Here is a 15916-nt window from a genome sequence, read left to right as displayed (position 1 = left end):
GGCGCATTATAGGGAGTTATTTCAGGCTGACAAGGGGAAATTTAAAATAATTTTCCGAGTGCGTAATATTTATCCAAAACGGGTATTAACGTGCCATAAAATAAGCGTTTTGCTGTTTTTGCAACCGCAATCACACTTCCTGGTGGCATACTAATGAGTAAGAAAAAGATAAAGGACAAAGCGTAATGTCTTTAAGCGCACAGCAGCTGGCTGCACAAAAAAACCTTTCCTATGTTCTGGCTGAGAAGCTCGCGCAGCAGATCCTCAAAGGTGAATATGCCCCTGGCACCATTCTCCCTGGCGAAATAGAACTGGGCGAACAGTTTGGTGTAAGCCGGACCGCCGTTCGGGAAGCAGTCAAAACATTAACTGCCAAAGGGATGGTGCTGCCGCGCCCTCGTATTGGCACTCGCGTGATGCCACAGGCAAACTGGAACTTCCTCGATCAGGAATTACTCACCTGGTGGATGACCGAAGAAAATTTTCAGCAGGTTATCGAACACTTTCTGGTGATGCGTATCAGCCTGGAGCCTCAGGCGTGCTCGCTGGCAGCGACAATCGGTACTGCGGAGCAAAAAGCACATCTGAATACATTAATGGAAGAGATGGTCGCGCTGAAAAAGAACTTTAAACGCGAACGCTGGATTGAAGTGGATATGGTCTGGCATGAGCATATTTACGAAATGAGCGCGAACCCGTTCTTAACCTCTTTTGCTTCGTTGTTTCATTCTGTCTACCACACCTACTTTAATTCAATTACTTATAACACCGTTGTGAAGCTGGATTTGCATCAGGCCATTGTCGACGCCATTGCACAAAGCGACGGCGACGGTGCGTTTAAGGCTTGTCAGGCTCTGCTGATAGCCCCGAATGAACGTCCAGAAAACGACCAGGATTGTGCATGACCAACAAAAAAGCACGCAGTATGGCTGGATTGCCGTGGATAGCGGCAATGGCCTTCTTCATGCAAGCACTGGACGCCACCATTCTTAATACCGCTTTACCCGCCATCGCCCAGAGCCTCAATCGCTCCCCCCTGGCAATGCAGTCTGCGATTATCAGTTACACCCTGACGGTTGCTATGTTGATCCCGGTGAGTGGATGGCTGGCCGATCGCTTCGGCACCCGACGTGTATTCATGGTTGCCGTCAGCCTGTTTACGCTCGGTTCCCTCGCCTGCGCACTTTCGAGTACGCTGACGGAGCTGGTCCTTTTTCGCGTGATTCAGGGGATTGGTGGCGCAATGATGATGCCGGTTGCACGCCTGGCATTATTAAGAGCTTACCCGCGCAGCGAACTGCTGCCGGTGCTGAACTTTGTGACTATGCCTGGACTGGTCGGCCCCATCCTGGGTCCGGTACTGGGTGGCGTTCTGGTTACCTGGGCCAGCTGGCACTGGATTTTCCTGATCAATATTCCGATAGGCGTCGCCGGCATTCTGTATGCGCGCAAATATATGCCGAACTTCACTACCCCACGGCGCAAATTTGATATGACCGGCTTCTTTCTTTTTGGTCTGAGCCTGGTTCTCTTTTCCAGCGGGATGGAGTTGTTTGGCGAGAAAATTGTCGCCACCTGGATAGCGCTGACCATTATCCTGTTGAGCATTCTGTTACTGCTGGCTTATGTTCGTCACGCGCGACGCCACCCGACCCCGCTAATATCGCTGTCATTGTTTAAGACCCGCACCTTCTCTGTCGGTATTTCCGGCAACCTTGCTACCCGTCTGGGAACGGGATGCGTGCCGTTCCTGATGCCGCTGATGTTACAGGTGGGATTTGGCTTCCCGGCGCTGATTGCCGGTTGCATGATGGCGCCCACCGCACTGGGCTCAATACTGGCGAAATCGATGGTAACGCAAGTGCTGCGCCGTCTGGGTTATCGAACCACACTGGTGGGCATCACTGTCTTCATTGGGCTGATGATCGCGCAGTTCTCTCTGCAATCCCCCGCCATGCCCGTCTGGCTGTTGATTCTACCGTTGTTCATTCTGGGGATGGCGATGTCAACGCAATTCACCGCGATGAACACGATTACGCTGGCCGATCTGACTGATGACAACGCCAGCAGCGGCAACAGCGTACTGGCTGTTACGCAGCAGTTGTCCATCAGTTTAGGGGTGGCGATCAGCGCAGCGGTACTACGCATCTATGAAGGGATGGAGGGAACCAATACGGTCGAACAGTTCCACTACACCTTTATTACGATGGGCGCGATTACTGTCGTGTCAGCCCTGATGTTCATGTTGCTGAGAGCCAAAGATGGTCGCAACCTGATCAAAGAGCGACACAAGCCTACACAGAGCCCCGCGCCATCAGAACAGGAGTAAGTTGCAGACGCTGCTGTTGCAGGGCGGGTTGCGCCATACGATGAATCAGCACATCGATGGCCAATTCCCCCAATTCATCTTTTGGTTGATGAATGGTGGTAAGCGGCGGCGTCATGTAACGCGCCAGTTCTATGTCGTCGTAGCCAATCACCGCCATATCCTGCGGAATTCGCAATCCGGCCTGATACAACGCCTGATAAGCACCTACCGCCATCGCATCGTTGCCGGCAAAAACAGCGTGCGGACGAGGTTGATGAGAAAGCAGTTTCTGCATGGCCTCAAACCCACCGCCAAATTCAAAATCACCGGTAATTTCGTAACCGTCCGGGATAACCAGCCCGGCGCGCTTCATCGCAGCGCGATACCCTTCCAGACGCAACCGCGCTGGGGTTTTATCAAGCGGCCCGGTAATACAGGCGATGCGAGTAAAGCCTTTATCAATAAGATGCTGCGTAGCCAGGTCGCCGCCGAGTAACGAGTTATCCTGAATAAGATCGCTATCCCCTTCACCATCAAAAGGCGACCAGTCCATCATAACGGTAGGGATTGAGGGGTAGCGCTGCATGATTTCACGCGACGGCTGGTGTGTTTCGGTACAGAGCAACAGTAAGCCGTCCACCCGCTTTTGCATCAGGGTTTCCAGATTACGGTTCATGCGCTGCTCATCGCCTTCGGTATTGCATAACACCAGGCTATAGCCGCGCTCAAAACAACTGCGCTCAACGCCACGCACCAGTTCGGAGTAAAAAGGGTTGGTACTCGCCGTGATCAGCATGCCGATGGTACGCGTCTGATTCAGCTTCAGGCTACGCGCCAGCGCAGAAGGGGCGTAATTTAACGACTTGATCGCAGCATCAACTTTTTCAGTTATCGCTTCACTGACAAAGCGATCCTTATTAATGACGTGCGAAACGGTCGAGGTGGAAACGCCCGCCAGGCGGGCAACATCCTTCATGGTAGCCAAGCGTTACCTCTGCTGACCTAAAAACGCCTCAATTTCATTACGCCACGGCACGGAAGGCTGCGCGCCTTTACGGGTCACGGCAATCGCCGCAGCGGCATGGGCAAAGCGAATCGCGTCAGACAGCGGCTTTTCTTCCAGCAGAGCGGTGATCAGCGCGCCGTTGAAGGTATCGCCCGCAGCGATAGTATCGACAGCGTCAACTTTAAATCCAGGAACCCGGCGGCCTTCGCCATTCACACTGGCCCAGACGCCCCGGCTCCCTAACGTAATCAGAACGGTATGAATGCCTTTCTCGTGCAGGACCTGGGCTGCTTTCGCCGCGTCTTCATCGTTTTCGACACGGATCCCCGTCAGCTTTTCCGCTTCAGTTTCGTTCGGGGTGATGATATCCACCAGCGCCAGCAGTTCGTCAGATAACTCACGTGCCGGAGCCGGATTCAGCGCCACAATCGTGTTGTTTTGCTTTGCGATTTTCGCGGCCGTCAGTACGCTTTCGATCGGCGACTCCAGTTGCATCAACAAGGCGGATGCCTGAGCAATACGCTCGCGCTGCGCCTCGACTAACGCAGGGGAAAGCGACGCATTAGCGCCAGCATGGATACCAATAACGTTTTCACCGTCGCCATTCACAAAAATCAGCGCCACGCCGGTGGAATCACCGCTGATGACGCTGACAGGTTCGACATCAATGTTGTCACTAATAAGCTGTTTGCGGATGTTACGTCCAACATCGTCATCGCCCGTGCAGGCAATGAACGCAATATTCGCCCCACTGCGACCCGCAGCCACCGCCTGATTCGCGCCTTTACCGCCAAAAGCCACCTGATAGTGGTTTCCGGTGACGGTTTCACCTGGCGTCGGGAATGTTTTAAGGTTCAGGATATGGTCGGCATTAATACTGCCAAGAACGACAAGATTGCCTGCGGTTTTCATGTTCGGGGTGTCCATCTGAGGGAGCCACCGGTATTACCCGGTGGCGTATGCCACACTTTCTTTTCTTTATATTTAGTCCCTCAGGCAACGCGCGGTCGCCTGAATCGCCAGTTACTGCTTGATGACCAGCTTCAGGTCAACAGGGTACTTGGCCTGAACTTTCTCGCCTTTCAGTACCTTATCTGCCGTCTCAACGCCTTTCGCGCCGATCTGGTCTGGTAACTGTGCGATAGTCGCAGCCAGTTTGCCATCATTTACCGCTTTTTCGCCATCAGGCGTACCGTCAAATCCGACCACCATCACATCAGATTTACCTGCGGTTTGCAGAGCACGCAGCGCACCCAGTGCCATTTCATCGTTCTGTGCAAAGACAGCCTGCACGTCCGGATGCGCAGTCAGCAGGTTCTGCATCACGTTCAGACCTTTAGTACGGTCGAAGTCTGCTGGCTGGCTGGCCAGGACATTAAATTTGTGTGCCGCAACGGCCTGCTGGAAACCTTCACCACGCTCACGCGCCGCTGAAGTCCCGGCAATACCTTGCAGTTCAATAACTTTCGCACCTTCACCCGCTTTTTTGGCGATGTAATCACCGGCGATTTTCCCACCCAGTACGTTATCAGACGCGATGTGGCTAACGACGTCGCCTTTGGTTGCCTGACGGTCAAGGGTGATGACCGGGATATTGGCCTGGTTCGCCATTTTCACAGCGTTACCCACCGCGTCGGAATCCGTCGGGTTGATCAGCAGAATTTTGGTACCACGTACGGTTAAATCCTGAACGTTCGCCAACTCTTTCGCCGGGTTGTTCTGGGAGTCCAGTACCACCAGGTTGTAACCCAGTTTATCAGCTTCTTTCTGCGCCCCATCTTTCAGCGAGACGAAGAACGGGTTGTTAAGCGTAGAGACCACCAGCGCAATGGTATCTTTCGCCATTGCGTTCGCGCTCACGGTGGCGCTTAGCGCAACAGCAGAAACCAGGGTAGCCAGTTTTTTCATGTTCATATTTAAGATGTCCTGTAGTCGTTGTTACTGCTTTTTGTTGTCTACCAGCACCGCCAGCAAAATCACCACCGCTTTGACGATCATCTGGTAATAGGAGGAAACACCTAACAAATTCAAACCATTATTGAGGAAACCCAGAATTAATGCGCCGATCAAGGTCCCAACAATACGTCCTTTGCCGCCCGCCAGACTGGTCCCACCCAGCACAACGGCCGCGATGGCATCCAGCTCATAGCCCGTACCGGCAGTCGGCTGGGCAGAGGAGAGACGCGCCACTTCAATGATACCGGCCAGCGACGCCAGCAGCCCACACAGTGAATAGACGATAATCTTGATTTTACTGACGCTGATACCGGACAGACGCGTTGCCGCTTCGTTACCGCCCAGCGCATAGATATAGCGACCCAGACGAGTGTGGTGCAACATGTACCATGCCGCCAAGAAAACAATCCCCATGATCCAGACTGGCGTCGGTACACCCAGCGGACGGCCAATGCCGAACCAGCCAAACAGATCGGCGTTATCGGTAAAGCCCGTGTTAACCGGACTCCCGTTGGTGTACACCATCGTCACGCCGCGCAGCAGCAGCATCATGACCAGCGTGGCGATAAACGCCTGCACACGGCCTTTCGCCACAATCACGCCCGTTACTGCGCCTACAGCGGCACCTAATGCCAGGGCTGCTGCAACGGCCACCAGCGCGTTAACTTCAATCCCTACAATTGAAGCCGCAACCGCGCCGGTGAGCGCCAGCAGGGAACCGACTGACAGATCGATACCCGACGTCAGAATAACCAGCGTCATCCCCACCGCCATAATGGCGTTCACGGATGTCTGCTGAAGAATGTTGAACAGGTTATTGACGGTAAAAAAGTTAGGGCTCAACGTCGAGACAATCGCGATCAGCACCAGCAGGGCGATGAGAGACTTTTGCTCCATCAACCACGCTTTGGTGAAATAACGGCGACCAGAAACAGCCTGGGTAGTCATCTTTTTTACTCCTGATTCACGCGATTAAGCTTGCCCACAGCGGCAGCCATCAGAACTTCCTGGGTGGCCTGCTCGCGAGTGAATTCACCGCCGAGATGCCCTTCATGCATGACGATAATGCGATCGCTCATGCCTAATACTTCTGGCATCTCAGATGAGACCAGAATGATGCTCAGGCCGTCGGCCTTAAACTGGTTAATTAACTGATAAATTTCTTTCTTGGCCCCGACGTCCACACCGCGGGTGGGCTCATCAAGGATCAGCACCTTAGGACGGGTCATCAGGCCACGGGCAATCGCCACTTTCTGCTGGTTGCCCCCGGACAGCAAACCAATAGCCTGTTCCATCGACGGGGTTTTCACATTGAACAGGCGAATAAAATCGCTCACCGCCTGCTGCTCATCTTTATGCTTAAGACTGCCGCCGCTGCGGCTGAAATAGCGCAGCGCGGTCAGCGACATATTCTCTTTCACCGACATGCCGAGCACTAAACCGTCGCGCTTGCGGTCTTCAGAAATATAGACAATGCCGTTTGCCAGTCCGTCCTGCGGGGAACGCGCAACCACTTCATGTCCATCGAGCGTGACATACCCGCTGGTACGCGGCAGTGCACCATACAGAACTTTCATTAGTTCGGTACGTCCGGCCCCCATCAGGCCAGAAATCCCTAAGATTTCACCTTTACGCAGGGTAAAAGAGACATCGTTCACGCCTGGTCCGCACAGGTTATCGACCTTAAGGCGGACTTCACCCGGTGCTTTATCCAGGCGCGGATACTGTTCTTCGAGCTTACGGCCCACCATCATCTCAATCAGCGAATCTTCGGTCAGCGAGGCAACTTCACGTTCGGCAATAAACTGTCCGTCCCGGAAAACGGTCACGTCATCGCAAATCTCGAAGATCTCTTTCATTCGGTGAGAAATATAGACAATACCGCGTCCCTGCGACTTCAGTTCGCGGATCACGCGGAACAGGGATTCGGTTTCGGTGTCGGTGAGCGCATCCGTTGGCTCATCCATAATGATGACTTTCGACTCAAAGCTCAGCACTTTGGCGATTTCGACCATCTGCTGGTCGCCAATCGACAATTCACCCACCAGGCGGTCGCTCTTAAAGCGCAGGTTGAGTTTAGCTAACAGAAGGTCCGCTTCGGCATACATCTTCTTCCAGTCTATTTTGCCGAAGCGGTTAACGAATTCGCGGCCGAGGAAAATATTCTCCGCAATGGTAAGTTGCGGGATCAGGTTAAGTTCCTGATGGATGATGCCGATCCCCGCTTCCTGGGATGATTTAGGACCGTTAAAGGTCGTTTCTTTCCCCAGCCACAACAGTGAACCGGCATCGCGGGTATAAATGCCCGTCAGCACCTTCATCATGGTGGATTTGCCGGCACCGTTTTCCCCCACCAGCGCCATCACGCGACCGGGGTAAACATTGAGTGCGGCGCCGGATAGCGCTTTCACGCCAGGGAACGCTTTATCGATCCCTTTGAGTTGCAGTAATGCGTCCATGACGGCCTCAGAAAGTGACGCCAGCACAGAGAATGATATTCGCATACGGGGAACACTCCCCGCTGCGAATTACCGCCTGACTGTCTGCGGTTTGTTTTTTAAATTGTTCATGCGTGATGTAACGAATTTCTATGGTGTTTCCCTGGTGTTGTTGCAGTTGCTCAATGTGGCTGAGCAACGTTTCGTGGAGTTGCGGATTATGTTGTTTAATTTCCGTCGCGAGAATGGCCGATTCAACCTGCATTTCACGGGTCACCACATCCAGTACCTGCATAAAAGAAGGTACGCCCTGGGTTAATGCCATATCGATACGTGTTGTACTGTGTGGGATGGGTAAACCTGCATCACACACTACCAGCGTATCGGTATGCCCCAGACGGGAGATAACCGATGAAATCTCTGAATTGAGTACTGTGCCTTTCTTCATTTTCTTGCTCCACTAGCGAAACGTTTCGCTGGTGTTTAGTGTAGTCTGAGATGTGAGCAAATAACCATCATGACGTAACAGATTTGTGATCGCCGTCGAAACGTTTCGCTAAGTGAAATAGAGTGGCATGTGGAGAGGTTTTTTGCCGGGTGGCGCAGCGCTTACCCGGCCTACCGTTTTCGTAGGCCCGTGAAAGCGCAGCGCCGCCGGGCGAAGGTGTTCGCAGATATTAAATCTCGACCTGTGTCCCCAGTTCAATCACGCGGTTAGGCGGGATTTCAAACTGATCGGGCGCGCGCAGGGCGTTACGCTGGAGAAGAAGATAGAGTTTGCCACGCAAACGTAAATACCAGGGACGCTTGCCGACGATTAACGACTCGTGCGACATAAAGAACGACGTCTCCATCATCCGGCAGCTCAACCCTTCCAGACCGCAGCGGTGGAAGACCTCTTCAACATTCGGCGTTTCACGCCAGCCGTAGCTGGCAACGACGCGCCAGAAGGTCGGTGACAACTGCTCAATCTGCACACGACGGACGTTATGCACGTACGGCGCATCTTCAGTACGCAGCGTCAGCAGGATAACCCGCTCATGCAACACCTTGTTGTGCTTGAGGTTATGCATCAGGGCAAAGGGGATCACGTTCAGCGCGCGAGACATGTACACCGCAGTGCCCGGTACGCGTACCGGCGGGGATTTCTCCAGCGAGGCGATCATCGCCTCCAGAGAGTTACCGTGCTCGTGCATACGGCGCAACAGGCGGAAACGTTCGCTCTTCCAGGTGGTCATGATGGTGAACATCACCAGCCCCAGCGACAGCGGCAGCCAACCGCCTGACAGCAGTTTATCGAGGTTTGCCGAGAACAGCGGAATATCGATACACAGGAACGCGACGAGGATCAGCGCAACGAAGTACTTATTCCAGTGCCAGTTTTTACGCGCCACGGTTGTCGAGAGAATCGAAGTCAGTACCATCGTACCGGTTACGGCGATCCCGTACGCTGCCGCCAGGTTACTGGAGTGCTCGAAGCTGACAATCACTATCACCACCGCGATATAGAGCATCCAGTTGACGAACGGAATATAGATCTGCCCGGACTCCATTTCTGACGTATGAATGATGCGCATGGGCGACAGATATCCCAGACGAACCGCCTGACGCGTCAGCGAGAAAACACCTGAAATCACCGCCTGTGAAGCGATCACCGTCGCCAGGGCCGCAACGATCAGCAGGGGAATCAATGCCCAGTCAGGTGCCAGCAGGAAGAACGGGTTTTTTATCGCTTCCGGATGTTTTAACAGCAGCGCACCCTGGCCAAAGTAGTTGAGCACCAGCGATGGCAGGACCACCGTAAACCATGCCAGGCGAATAGGGAACTTACCGAAATGCCCCATATCGGCATACAACGCTTCAACGCCGGTAATCGACAGCACCACTGCGCCAAGCGCGATAAAGGAGACGGTCTTGTATTCAAGGAAAAAATGCACCGCCCACATCGGGTTCAACGCCTGCAGCACTTCCGGATTGGCAATAATACTGCGTAGGCCAAGTACAGCCAGAATCAAAAACCAGGCCAGCATAATGGGCGCAAACAACTTCCCCACCATCCCGGTACCGTGCTTCTGAATCATAAACAGCAGCGTCAGGACGATAATCGACAGCGGGACAATCCAGGTATCCAGTTGTGGCGCGATGATCTCCAGACCTTCAATGGCCGACATCACCGAGATGGCCGGGGTGATCACCACCTCGCCATAAAAGAAGCTGCCGCCAATTAAGCCCATGATGACCAGCATAGAGGTCATTCGCGCGGAGGTATTACGCCCCGCCAGCGACATCAGCGTCAGGATCCCCCCTTCGCCAGCGTTATCTGCACGCATGACGAAAGTCAGATACTTAATGGAAACCACAAAGATGAGTAGCCAGAAAATCAGCGACAAAAAACCAAAAACGGCATCGCGTTCAACGCCAAAACCAAACTGACCGGACAAACATTCACGAAGTGTATAAAGTGGGCTGGTACCAATATCACCGTAGACAACCCCAATGGCTGCGAGGGTTACCGCAGACAATGATTGCTTATTATCAGTGCTCATAGACTAGTCTTTCATATATAAAGAAATGTGTGCGTAGTCCCTTGGCCCACAAAAAGCGCACAGTATGCACGATTCAAAGCAAAATCGTACCCCTAAATGAGTCCAGATTAACCTGGCTCAAAGAAAAATAAACAGCCTCCTGGACAAGTTCAGCCTCTGAGCTGAAACGGCTATACTCGCTGTTAACGCAGTACATTTAATGAAAGGACGCCACTCTATTATGGCTCACCCACATTTATTAGCGGAAAGAATTTCCCGCCTGAGCAATGCGCTGGAAAAAGGTCTCTATGAGCGCAGTCACGCCATCCGGCTTTGCCTGCTGGCCGCCCTGAGCGGCGAAAGTGTTTTCCTGCTTGGCCCTCCGGGGATAGCCAAAAGCTTAATCGCCCGCCGGCTGAAGTTTGCCTTCCAGAATGCGCGCGCCTTTGAATATCTGATGACGCGTTTCTCCACGCCGGAAGAGGTTTTTGGCCCGCTCTCTATTCAGGCGCTAAAAGATGAAGGTCGTTACGAACGCTTAACCGCGGGCTACCTTCCTGAAGCGGAAATTGTTTTTCTCGATGAGATCTGGAAAGCCGGTCCGGCAATCCTCAATACCTTGCTGACCGCCATTAACGAACGTCATTTTCGCAACGGCGCGCACGAAGAGAAAATCCCCATGCGTTTGCTGGTGGCGGCCTCCAACGAACTGCCGGAAGCAGACAGCAGCCTGGAAGCGCTGTACGACCGTATGCTGATCCGCCTGTGGTTGGACAAAGTGCAGGATAAAGCCAACTTTCGCTCCCTGCTGATCGGCCAACATAACGAAAGCGAAAACCCGGTTCCCGCCTCGCTACAGGTGAGCGATGAAGAGTATTACCGGTGGCAGAAGGACATTGGCGCCATTACGCTGCCCGATCATGTTTTTGAGCTGATTTTTACACTGCGCCAGCAACTGGATAATCTGCCGAATGCGCCCTACGTCTCAGACCGCCGCTGGAAAAAAGCCATTCGTCTGTTACAGGCCAGCGCTTTCTTTAGCGGACGCGACGCTGTCGCCCCTATTGATCTCATCCTGCTGAAGGATTGCCTGTGGTATGACGCCCAGAGCCTGAACCTGATGCAACAGCAGCTCGAAATATTGATGACCGGGCACGCCTGGCAACAGCAGGCAATGCTGACGCGCCTCGGCGGTATCGTTCAGCGACGCATTCAGTTGCAGCAGCAGCAAAGCGATAAAACCGCTTTTACGGTGCTGCGTCAGGGGGGCATGTTCAGTCGCCGTCCGCATTACGATTTGCCAGCCGAGGTTACCGCAGCAAACCTGACGCTGCTCCTGCAAAAACCGCTGAAACTGCATGATATGGAAGTGATCCACATCGCTTTTGAACGCAGTGCGCTGGAGCAATGGCTGGCGAAAGGGGGTGAGATCCGCGGCAAACTCAACGGGATCGGATTTGCCCAGACGTTGAATATGGAAGTCGATAGCGCCCAGCATCTGGTGGTACGTGATGTCAGTTTACAGGGCACGCGACTGGCACTTCCTGGTTCATCGGAAGAGGCCATGCCAGGCGAGATTAAGCAGCAACTGGAAGAGCTGGAAAACGACTGGCGTCAGCAGCATACCCGCTTTAGCGAGCAACAAAAGTGCCTGTTTATTCATAGCGACTGGTTAGGTCGTATCGAGGCCAGCCTTCAAGATGTGGGTGAGCAGATCCGTCAGGCGCAACAATGCTGACACTGGATACGCTCAATGTCATGTTAGCCGTCAGTGAAGAGGGGATGATCGAAGAGATGATCCTCGCGCTGCTGGCCTCGCCACAACTGGCAGTTTTTTTTGAAAAATTCCCCCGCCTGAAAGCGGCAATCACCGACGATCTACCGCGCTGGCGCGAAGCGCTACGCAGTCGGCTAAAGGACGCGCGCGTTCCGCCGGAGCTGACGGAAGAGGTGATGTGTTATCAGCAAAGCCAGCTCCTCTCCACCCCGCAGTTCATCGTCCAGCTACCACAAATACTGACACTTTTGCACCGCCTGCACTCACCGTATGGCGGACAAGCACAGCAACTGGTGGACAGCAACGCCATATTCACTCCCGCCCTGCACACGCTCTTTTTGCAGCGCTGGCGCTTAAGTCTGGTGGTGCAGGCCACCACGCTCAATCAACAGTTGCTTGAAGAAGAACGTGAGCAACTGCTCAGTGAAGTTCAGGAACGAATGACCCTGAGCGGTCAACTGGATCCGGTTCTGGCGGAAAACGAGACCGCTGCAGGTCGGCTGTGGGATATGAGCGCAGGCCAGCTCAGACGGGGTGATTATCAGTTGATCGTGAAGTACGGTGATTTCCTGAGCGAACAGCCAGAGCTGATGCGGCTGGCTGAGCAACTGGGCCGCTCCAGAGAAGCCAAATCCGTCCCGCGAAAAGATGCACCGATGGAGACCTTTCGCACGCTGGTACGCGAGCCTGCAACGGTACCCGAGCAGGTTGACGGTATACAGCAGAGTGACGATATTTTACGTCTGTTGCCGCCGGAACTGGCCACGCTCGGCATAACGGAACTGGAGTATGAGTTCTACCGGCGGCTGGTGGAAAAGCAGCTGCTCACTTATCGTCTGCACGGTGAAGCCTGGCGCGAAAAGGTAACCGAGCGACCTGTAATTCATCAGGATTTCGACGAACAGCCACGCGGACCGTTCATTGTGTGTGTAGACACCTCCGGTTCGATGGGCGGCTTTAATGAACAGTGCGCGAAGGCCTTTTGCCTGGCCTTAATGCGCATCGCCCTTGCCGATAACCGTCGCTGCTTCATTATGTTGTTTTCCACGGAAGTGGTGCGCTACGAGCTTTCCGGTCCGCAAGGTATTGAGCAAGCTATCCGCTTTCTGAGCCAACGATTTCGTGGCGGTACGGACATCGCCAGCTGTTTTCGCGCCATTATTGAACGCATGCAGGGACGGGAATGGTTTGATGCTGATGCGGTGGTGATTTCAGATTTTATCGCCCAGCGCTTACCTGACGACGTGGTGAGTAAAGTCGGGGAGTTACAGCGTGTCCATCAGCATCGCTTTCATGCAGTAGCGATGTCAGCACATGGCAAACCCGGCATCATGCGCATTTTCGATCATATCTGGCGCTTTGATACCGGGATACGAAGCCGCCTGCTCAGACGCTGGCGGCGATAAGATTACAGCAAAGAGGCAACGCTTTCACGAACCTGCGCGGGCCATACGCCGCACTGAACCTGACCAATGTGCGGCAGTTGCAGCAGCAGCATGGTTAAACGCGACTGGCCAATGCCACCGCCAATAGTCTGCGGCATTTCACCACGCAGCAGCGCCTGGTGCCATTCCAGACTCAGGCGATCTTCATCACCGGTCAGCCGAAGTTGATGTTTCAGCGCATCGGCATCGACACGGATCCCCATGGAAGAAAGCTCGAACGCATCTTCCAGCACCGGGTTCCAGACCAGGATGTCGCCGTTCAGACCGGCATACCCCAGTTCGGATGCAGAACTCCAGTCATCATAGTCCGGCGCACGAACGTCATGGCGGTGACCGTCGCTGAGTTTGCCGCCAATCCCCACCAGGAAGACCGCACCTAACTCTTTGGCGATCGCACGTTCACGACCTTTTGCATCAAGACCCGGATAACGGCTCAGTAATTCCTGGCTGTGAACAAAGTGGATCTGCTCTGGCAGGAACGGTGCCAGACCAAATTCTTTGCTTACCGCGGCTTCGGTCGCTTTAATTCCCGCCCAGATAGCCTCTACCGTGCTTTTCAGAGTGGAGAATTGACGCTCGCCGTCGCCCATCACGCGTTCCCAGTCCCACTGATCGACATAGACCGAGTGGAGCGGAGAGAGACGATCTTCATCCGGGCGCAGGGCTTTCATGTGCGTGTAGAGCCCTTCGCCGGCGCTGAAGTCGTGTTGTCCCAGAGTTTGACGTTTCCATTTAGCCAGTGAATGAACGACTTCAAACTGGGCATCTGGCAGCGCTTTCACTTTCACCTGAACCGCTTTTTCACAGCCCGACAAGTTATCCTGCGTGCCATCCCCTACACGGCTAAGGATCGGTGCCTGGACTTCAATCAGACCCAGACGCTCCTCCAGTTGACGAGAGAAGTGAGATTTCACGAAGCTAATTTGGCGTTGTTTGGCAATGTAAGCGGTTTTCATTTTTATTACTCCTGCGTCCTGTTGCCTATGATTAAGCAACAGAATGGGGGCAATATTCAATAATCAACAAACAAAAAGCCGCATTCGATTTTGATTCGTTAAAATAACCCGCTAAAATAGAGTGAATCATTAATACACATAAGAAAAACCTATGGAAAATTATCAGATCGACAATCTGGACCGCGGCATTCTGGATGCCTTAATGGAAAATGCCCGTACCGCCTACGCCGAACTGGCGAAACAGTTTGGCGTCAGTCCGGGGACCATTCACGTCCGTGTAGAAAAAATGAAGCAGGCGGGGATCATTACCGGCGCGCGTATTGATGTCAGTCCGAAGCAACTTGGTTACGACGTCGGCTGCTTTATCGGCATCATCCTCAAAAGCGCCAAAGACTACCCTTCGGCGCTGGCCAGACTGGAGAGTCTGGATGAAGTCACCGAGGCATACTACACCACCGGCCACTACAGCATCTTTATCAAGGTCATGTGCCGGTCGATCGATGCGCTCCAGCATGTACTTATCAACAAGATCCAAACAATTGATGAAATTCAGTCCACCGAGACGTTGATCGTCCTGCAAAACCCTATCATGCGTACCATCAGGCCGTGATCGCCAATTTTAATCCCACATTTTTCCACAGGTAGATCCCAGCTCGTTCACAGCGTACAATGCAGCCTCGTAAGCCTATCCCAGTAGGCGTAGTTGTTGAAATCAGTTTGGTTGCGGCCAGCGCACAGAAACCGGAGCGTACTACAGTACGTGAGGATTTCGAGCACTGCCCGGAGCCAAAATGACGAATAAAATAGCCTAATGGGATAGGCTTTTAAAAGGATGGGCTCGTATGGCTGACATTACTCTTATTAGCGGCAGCACCCTCGGCGGCGCTGAATATGTTGCAGAACACCTGGCTGAAAAGCTGGAAGATGCCGGTTTTTCAACCGAAACACTGCACGGTCCGCTGTTAGACTCCCTGTCTGCAACGGGGATCTGGCTGGTCATTAGCTCCACGCACGGCGCGGGGGACATTCCGGATAACCTTGTTCCTTTATATGAAGATCTTCAGTCGCAAAAACCGGATCTGTCGCAGGTTCGTTTTGGCGCGATCGGTATCGGCAGTCGTGAATATGACACCTTCTGTGGCGCTATCGAGAAGATCGAAGCTGAACTGAAGCATTCAGGCGCCAAACAGATTGGCGAAACGCTGAAGATCAACATCCTTGAACACGACATTCCGGAAGATCCGGCAGAAGCCTGGCTGGGATCCTGGATTAATTTACTCAAATAAGTGTAAAGATCGTGCGATCAAGTGTGGATAACTCTGTCAGGAACCTTGGATTAACCGGTAGTTATCCAAAGAATAACCGTTGTTCAGTTTTTGAGTTGTGTATAACCCTTCATTTTGATCCCAGCTTATACGGACCAGGATCACCGATCATTCACAGCTAATGATCCTTACCAACGTATTGATCTTAATGCCCGGATCCGGCTTATCCACAGCGAGTGG

General features: G+C 53.3%; 14 protein-coding genes. 6 read left to right on the top strand and 8 right to left on the bottom strand.

Annotation, left to right across the window (positions count from 1 at the left end; all coding sequences use genetic code 11):
• Positions 1–185 precede the first annotated feature (185 nt).
• Both OGY35_RS09000 and mdtD read left to right on the top strand, forming a co-directional pair.
• Positions 186–905, top strand: coding sequence for a FadR/GntR family transcriptional regulator (locus OGY35_RS09000; RefSeq protein WP_286632058.1), 720 nt, complete (start codon positions 186–188; stop codon positions 903–905).
• Positions 902–2329 (top strand): multidrug transporter subunit MdtD, encoded by a 1428-nt coding sequence (gene mdtD / locus OGY35_RS08995; RefSeq protein WP_286632057.1) that lies wholly within the window; start codon positions 902–904, stop codon positions 2327–2329. The genes OGY35_RS09000 and mdtD overlap by 4 nt, the downstream gene beginning before the upstream one ends.
• Here mdtD and rbsR read toward each other — a convergent pair.
• The 7 genes from rbsR to kup form a co-directional block, all read right to left on the bottom strand.
• Complete coding sequence (gene rbsR, locus OGY35_RS08990; protein ID WP_152400865.1) at positions 2295–3293, bottom strand: ribose operon transcriptional repressor RbsR; 999 nt, start codon at positions 3291–3293, stop codon at positions 2295–2297. The genes mdtD and rbsR overlap by 35 nt on opposite strands.
• A 3-nt stretch (positions 3294–3296) precedes the next feature.
• Entirely contained in the window at positions 3297–4226 is a 930-nt protein-coding gene (gene rbsK / locus OGY35_RS08985) for a ribokinase (RefSeq protein WP_286632073.1), read from the bottom strand.
• 111 nt (positions 4227–4337) lie between these two features.
• The gene (gene rbsB / locus OGY35_RS08980; protein WP_042998766.1) at positions 4338–5228 is read right to left on the bottom strand and encodes a ribose ABC transporter substrate-binding protein RbsB; all 891 of its coding nucleotides are present in this window, start codon (positions 5226–5228) and stop codon (positions 4338–4340) included.
• A 24-nt stretch (positions 5229–5252) separates the two neighbouring features.
• Positions 5253–6218: a ribose ABC transporter permease gene (rbsC, locus tag OGY35_RS08975; RefSeq protein WP_042998765.1), complete on the bottom strand. Its 966-nt coding sequence runs from the start codon at positions 6216–6218 to the stop codon at positions 5253–5255.
• Positions 6219–6223: 5 nt separating this feature from the next.
• Positions 6224–7729, bottom strand: coding sequence for a ribose ABC transporter ATP-binding protein RbsA (gene rbsA / locus OGY35_RS08970; protein ID WP_152406225.1), 1506 nt, complete (start codon positions 7727–7729; stop codon positions 6224–6226).
• A 7-nt stretch (positions 7730–7736) separates the two neighbouring features.
• Positions 7737–8156, bottom strand: coding sequence for a D-ribose pyranase (gene rbsD, locus OGY35_RS08965; protein WP_286632055.1), 420 nt, complete (start codon positions 8154–8156; stop codon positions 7737–7739).
• A gap of 229 nt (positions 8157–8385) precedes the next feature.
• The gene (kup, locus tag OGY35_RS08960; RefSeq protein WP_152400861.1) at positions 8386–10254 is read right to left on the bottom strand and encodes a low affinity potassium transporter Kup; all 1869 of its coding nucleotides are present in this window, start codon (positions 10252–10254) and stop codon (positions 8386–8388) included.
• A gap of 220 nt (positions 10255–10474) precedes the next feature.
• Between kup and ravA the strand changes: the two genes are divergently transcribed.
• Positions 10475–11971 carry an ATPase RavA gene (gene ravA / locus OGY35_RS08955; RefSeq protein WP_152400859.1) on the top strand — a complete coding sequence of 499 codons (1497 nt, stop codon included), beginning with the start codon at positions 10475–10477 and terminating at the stop codon, positions 11969–11971.
• Positions 11965–13416 carry an ATPase RavA stimulator ViaA gene (gene viaA, locus OGY35_RS08950; protein ID WP_286632051.1) on the top strand — a complete coding sequence of 484 codons (1452 nt, stop codon included), beginning with the start codon at positions 11965–11967 and terminating at the stop codon, positions 13414–13416. The genes ravA and viaA overlap by 7 nt, the downstream gene beginning before the upstream one ends.
• A gap of 2 nt (positions 13417–13418) precedes the next feature.
• Here viaA and asnA read toward each other — a convergent pair whose 3' ends face one another.
• The gene (asnA, locus tag OGY35_RS08945) at positions 13419–14411 is read right to left on the bottom strand and encodes an aspartate--ammonia ligase (protein ID WP_178827102.1); all 993 of its coding nucleotides are present in this window, start codon (positions 14409–14411) and stop codon (positions 13419–13421) included.
• 151 nt (positions 14412–14562) lie between these two features.
• Here asnA and asnC point away from each other — a divergent pair, with 151 nt between their 5' ends.
• Together asnC and mioC are read left to right on the top strand one after the other, a co-directional pair.
• Positions 14563–15021 (top strand): transcriptional regulator AsnC, encoded by a 459-nt coding sequence (gene asnC, locus OGY35_RS08940; RefSeq protein WP_152400853.1) that lies wholly within the window; start codon positions 14563–14565, stop codon positions 15019–15021.
• 232 nt (positions 15022–15253) lie between these two features.
• The gene (mioC, locus tag OGY35_RS08935; RefSeq protein ID WP_042323572.1) at positions 15254–15697 is read left to right on the top strand and encodes an FMN-binding protein MioC; all 444 of its coding nucleotides are present in this window, start codon (positions 15254–15256) and stop codon (positions 15695–15697) included.
• Positions 15698–15916 lie beyond the last annotated feature (219 nt).

Origin of the sequence: Citrobacter sp. Ct235 (assembly GCF_030332305.1) — a bacterium.
In the GTDB taxonomy this organism is placed as follows: Bacteria; Pseudomonadota; Gammaproteobacteria; order Enterobacterales; family Enterobacteriaceae; genus Citrobacter_A; species Citrobacter_A telavivensis.
The sequence above is the reverse complement of the archived record's forward strand: the minus strand, read 5'-3'. Positions and strand labels throughout refer to the sequence as shown.

Coding starts and splice junctions, on each gene's coding strand:
- OGY35_RS09000 (WP_286632058.1), top strand. CDS start 186: ATGTCTTTAAGCGCACAGCAGCTGGCTGCACAAAAAAACCTTTCCTAT.
- mdtD (WP_286632057.1), top strand. CDS start 902: ATGACCAACAAAAAAGCACGCAGTATGGCTGGATTGCCGTGGATAGCG.
- rbsK (WP_286632073.1), bottom strand. CDS start 4,226: ATGAAAACCGCAGGCAATCTTGTCGTTCTTGGCAGTATTAATGCCGAC.
- rbsB (WP_042998766.1), bottom strand. CDS start 5,228: ATGAACATGAAAAAACTGGCTACCCTGGTTTCTGCTGTTGCGCTAAGC.
- rbsC (WP_042998765.1), bottom strand. CDS start 6,218: ATGACTACCCAGGCTGTTTCTGGTCGCCGTTATTTCACCAAAGCGTGG.
- rbsA (WP_152406225.1), bottom strand. CDS start 7,729: ATGGACGCATTACTGCAACTCAAAGGGATCGATAAAGCGTTCCCTGGC.
- rbsD (WP_286632055.1), bottom strand. CDS start 8,156: ATGAAGAAAGGCACAGTACTCAATTCAGAGATTTCATCGGTTATCTCC.
- kup (WP_152400861.1), bottom strand. CDS start 10,254: ATGAGCACTGATAATAAGCAATCATTGTCTGCGGTAACCCTCGCAGCC.
- ravA (WP_152400859.1), top strand. CDS start 10,475: ATGGCTCACCCACATTTATTAGCGGAAAGAATTTCCCGCCTGAGCAAT.
- viaA (WP_286632051.1), top strand. CDS start 11,965: ATGCTGACACTGGATACGCTCAATGTCATGTTAGCCGTCAGTGAAGAG.
- asnA (WP_178827102.1), bottom strand. CDS start 14,411: ATGAAAACCGCTTACATTGCCAAACAACGCCAAATTAGCTTCGTGAAA.
- asnC (WP_152400853.1), top strand. CDS start 14,563: ATGGAAAATTATCAGATCGACAATCTGGACCGCGGCATTCTGGATGCC.
- mioC (WP_042323572.1), top strand. CDS start 15,254: ATGGCTGACATTACTCTTATTAGCGGCAGCACCCTCGGCGGCGCTGAA.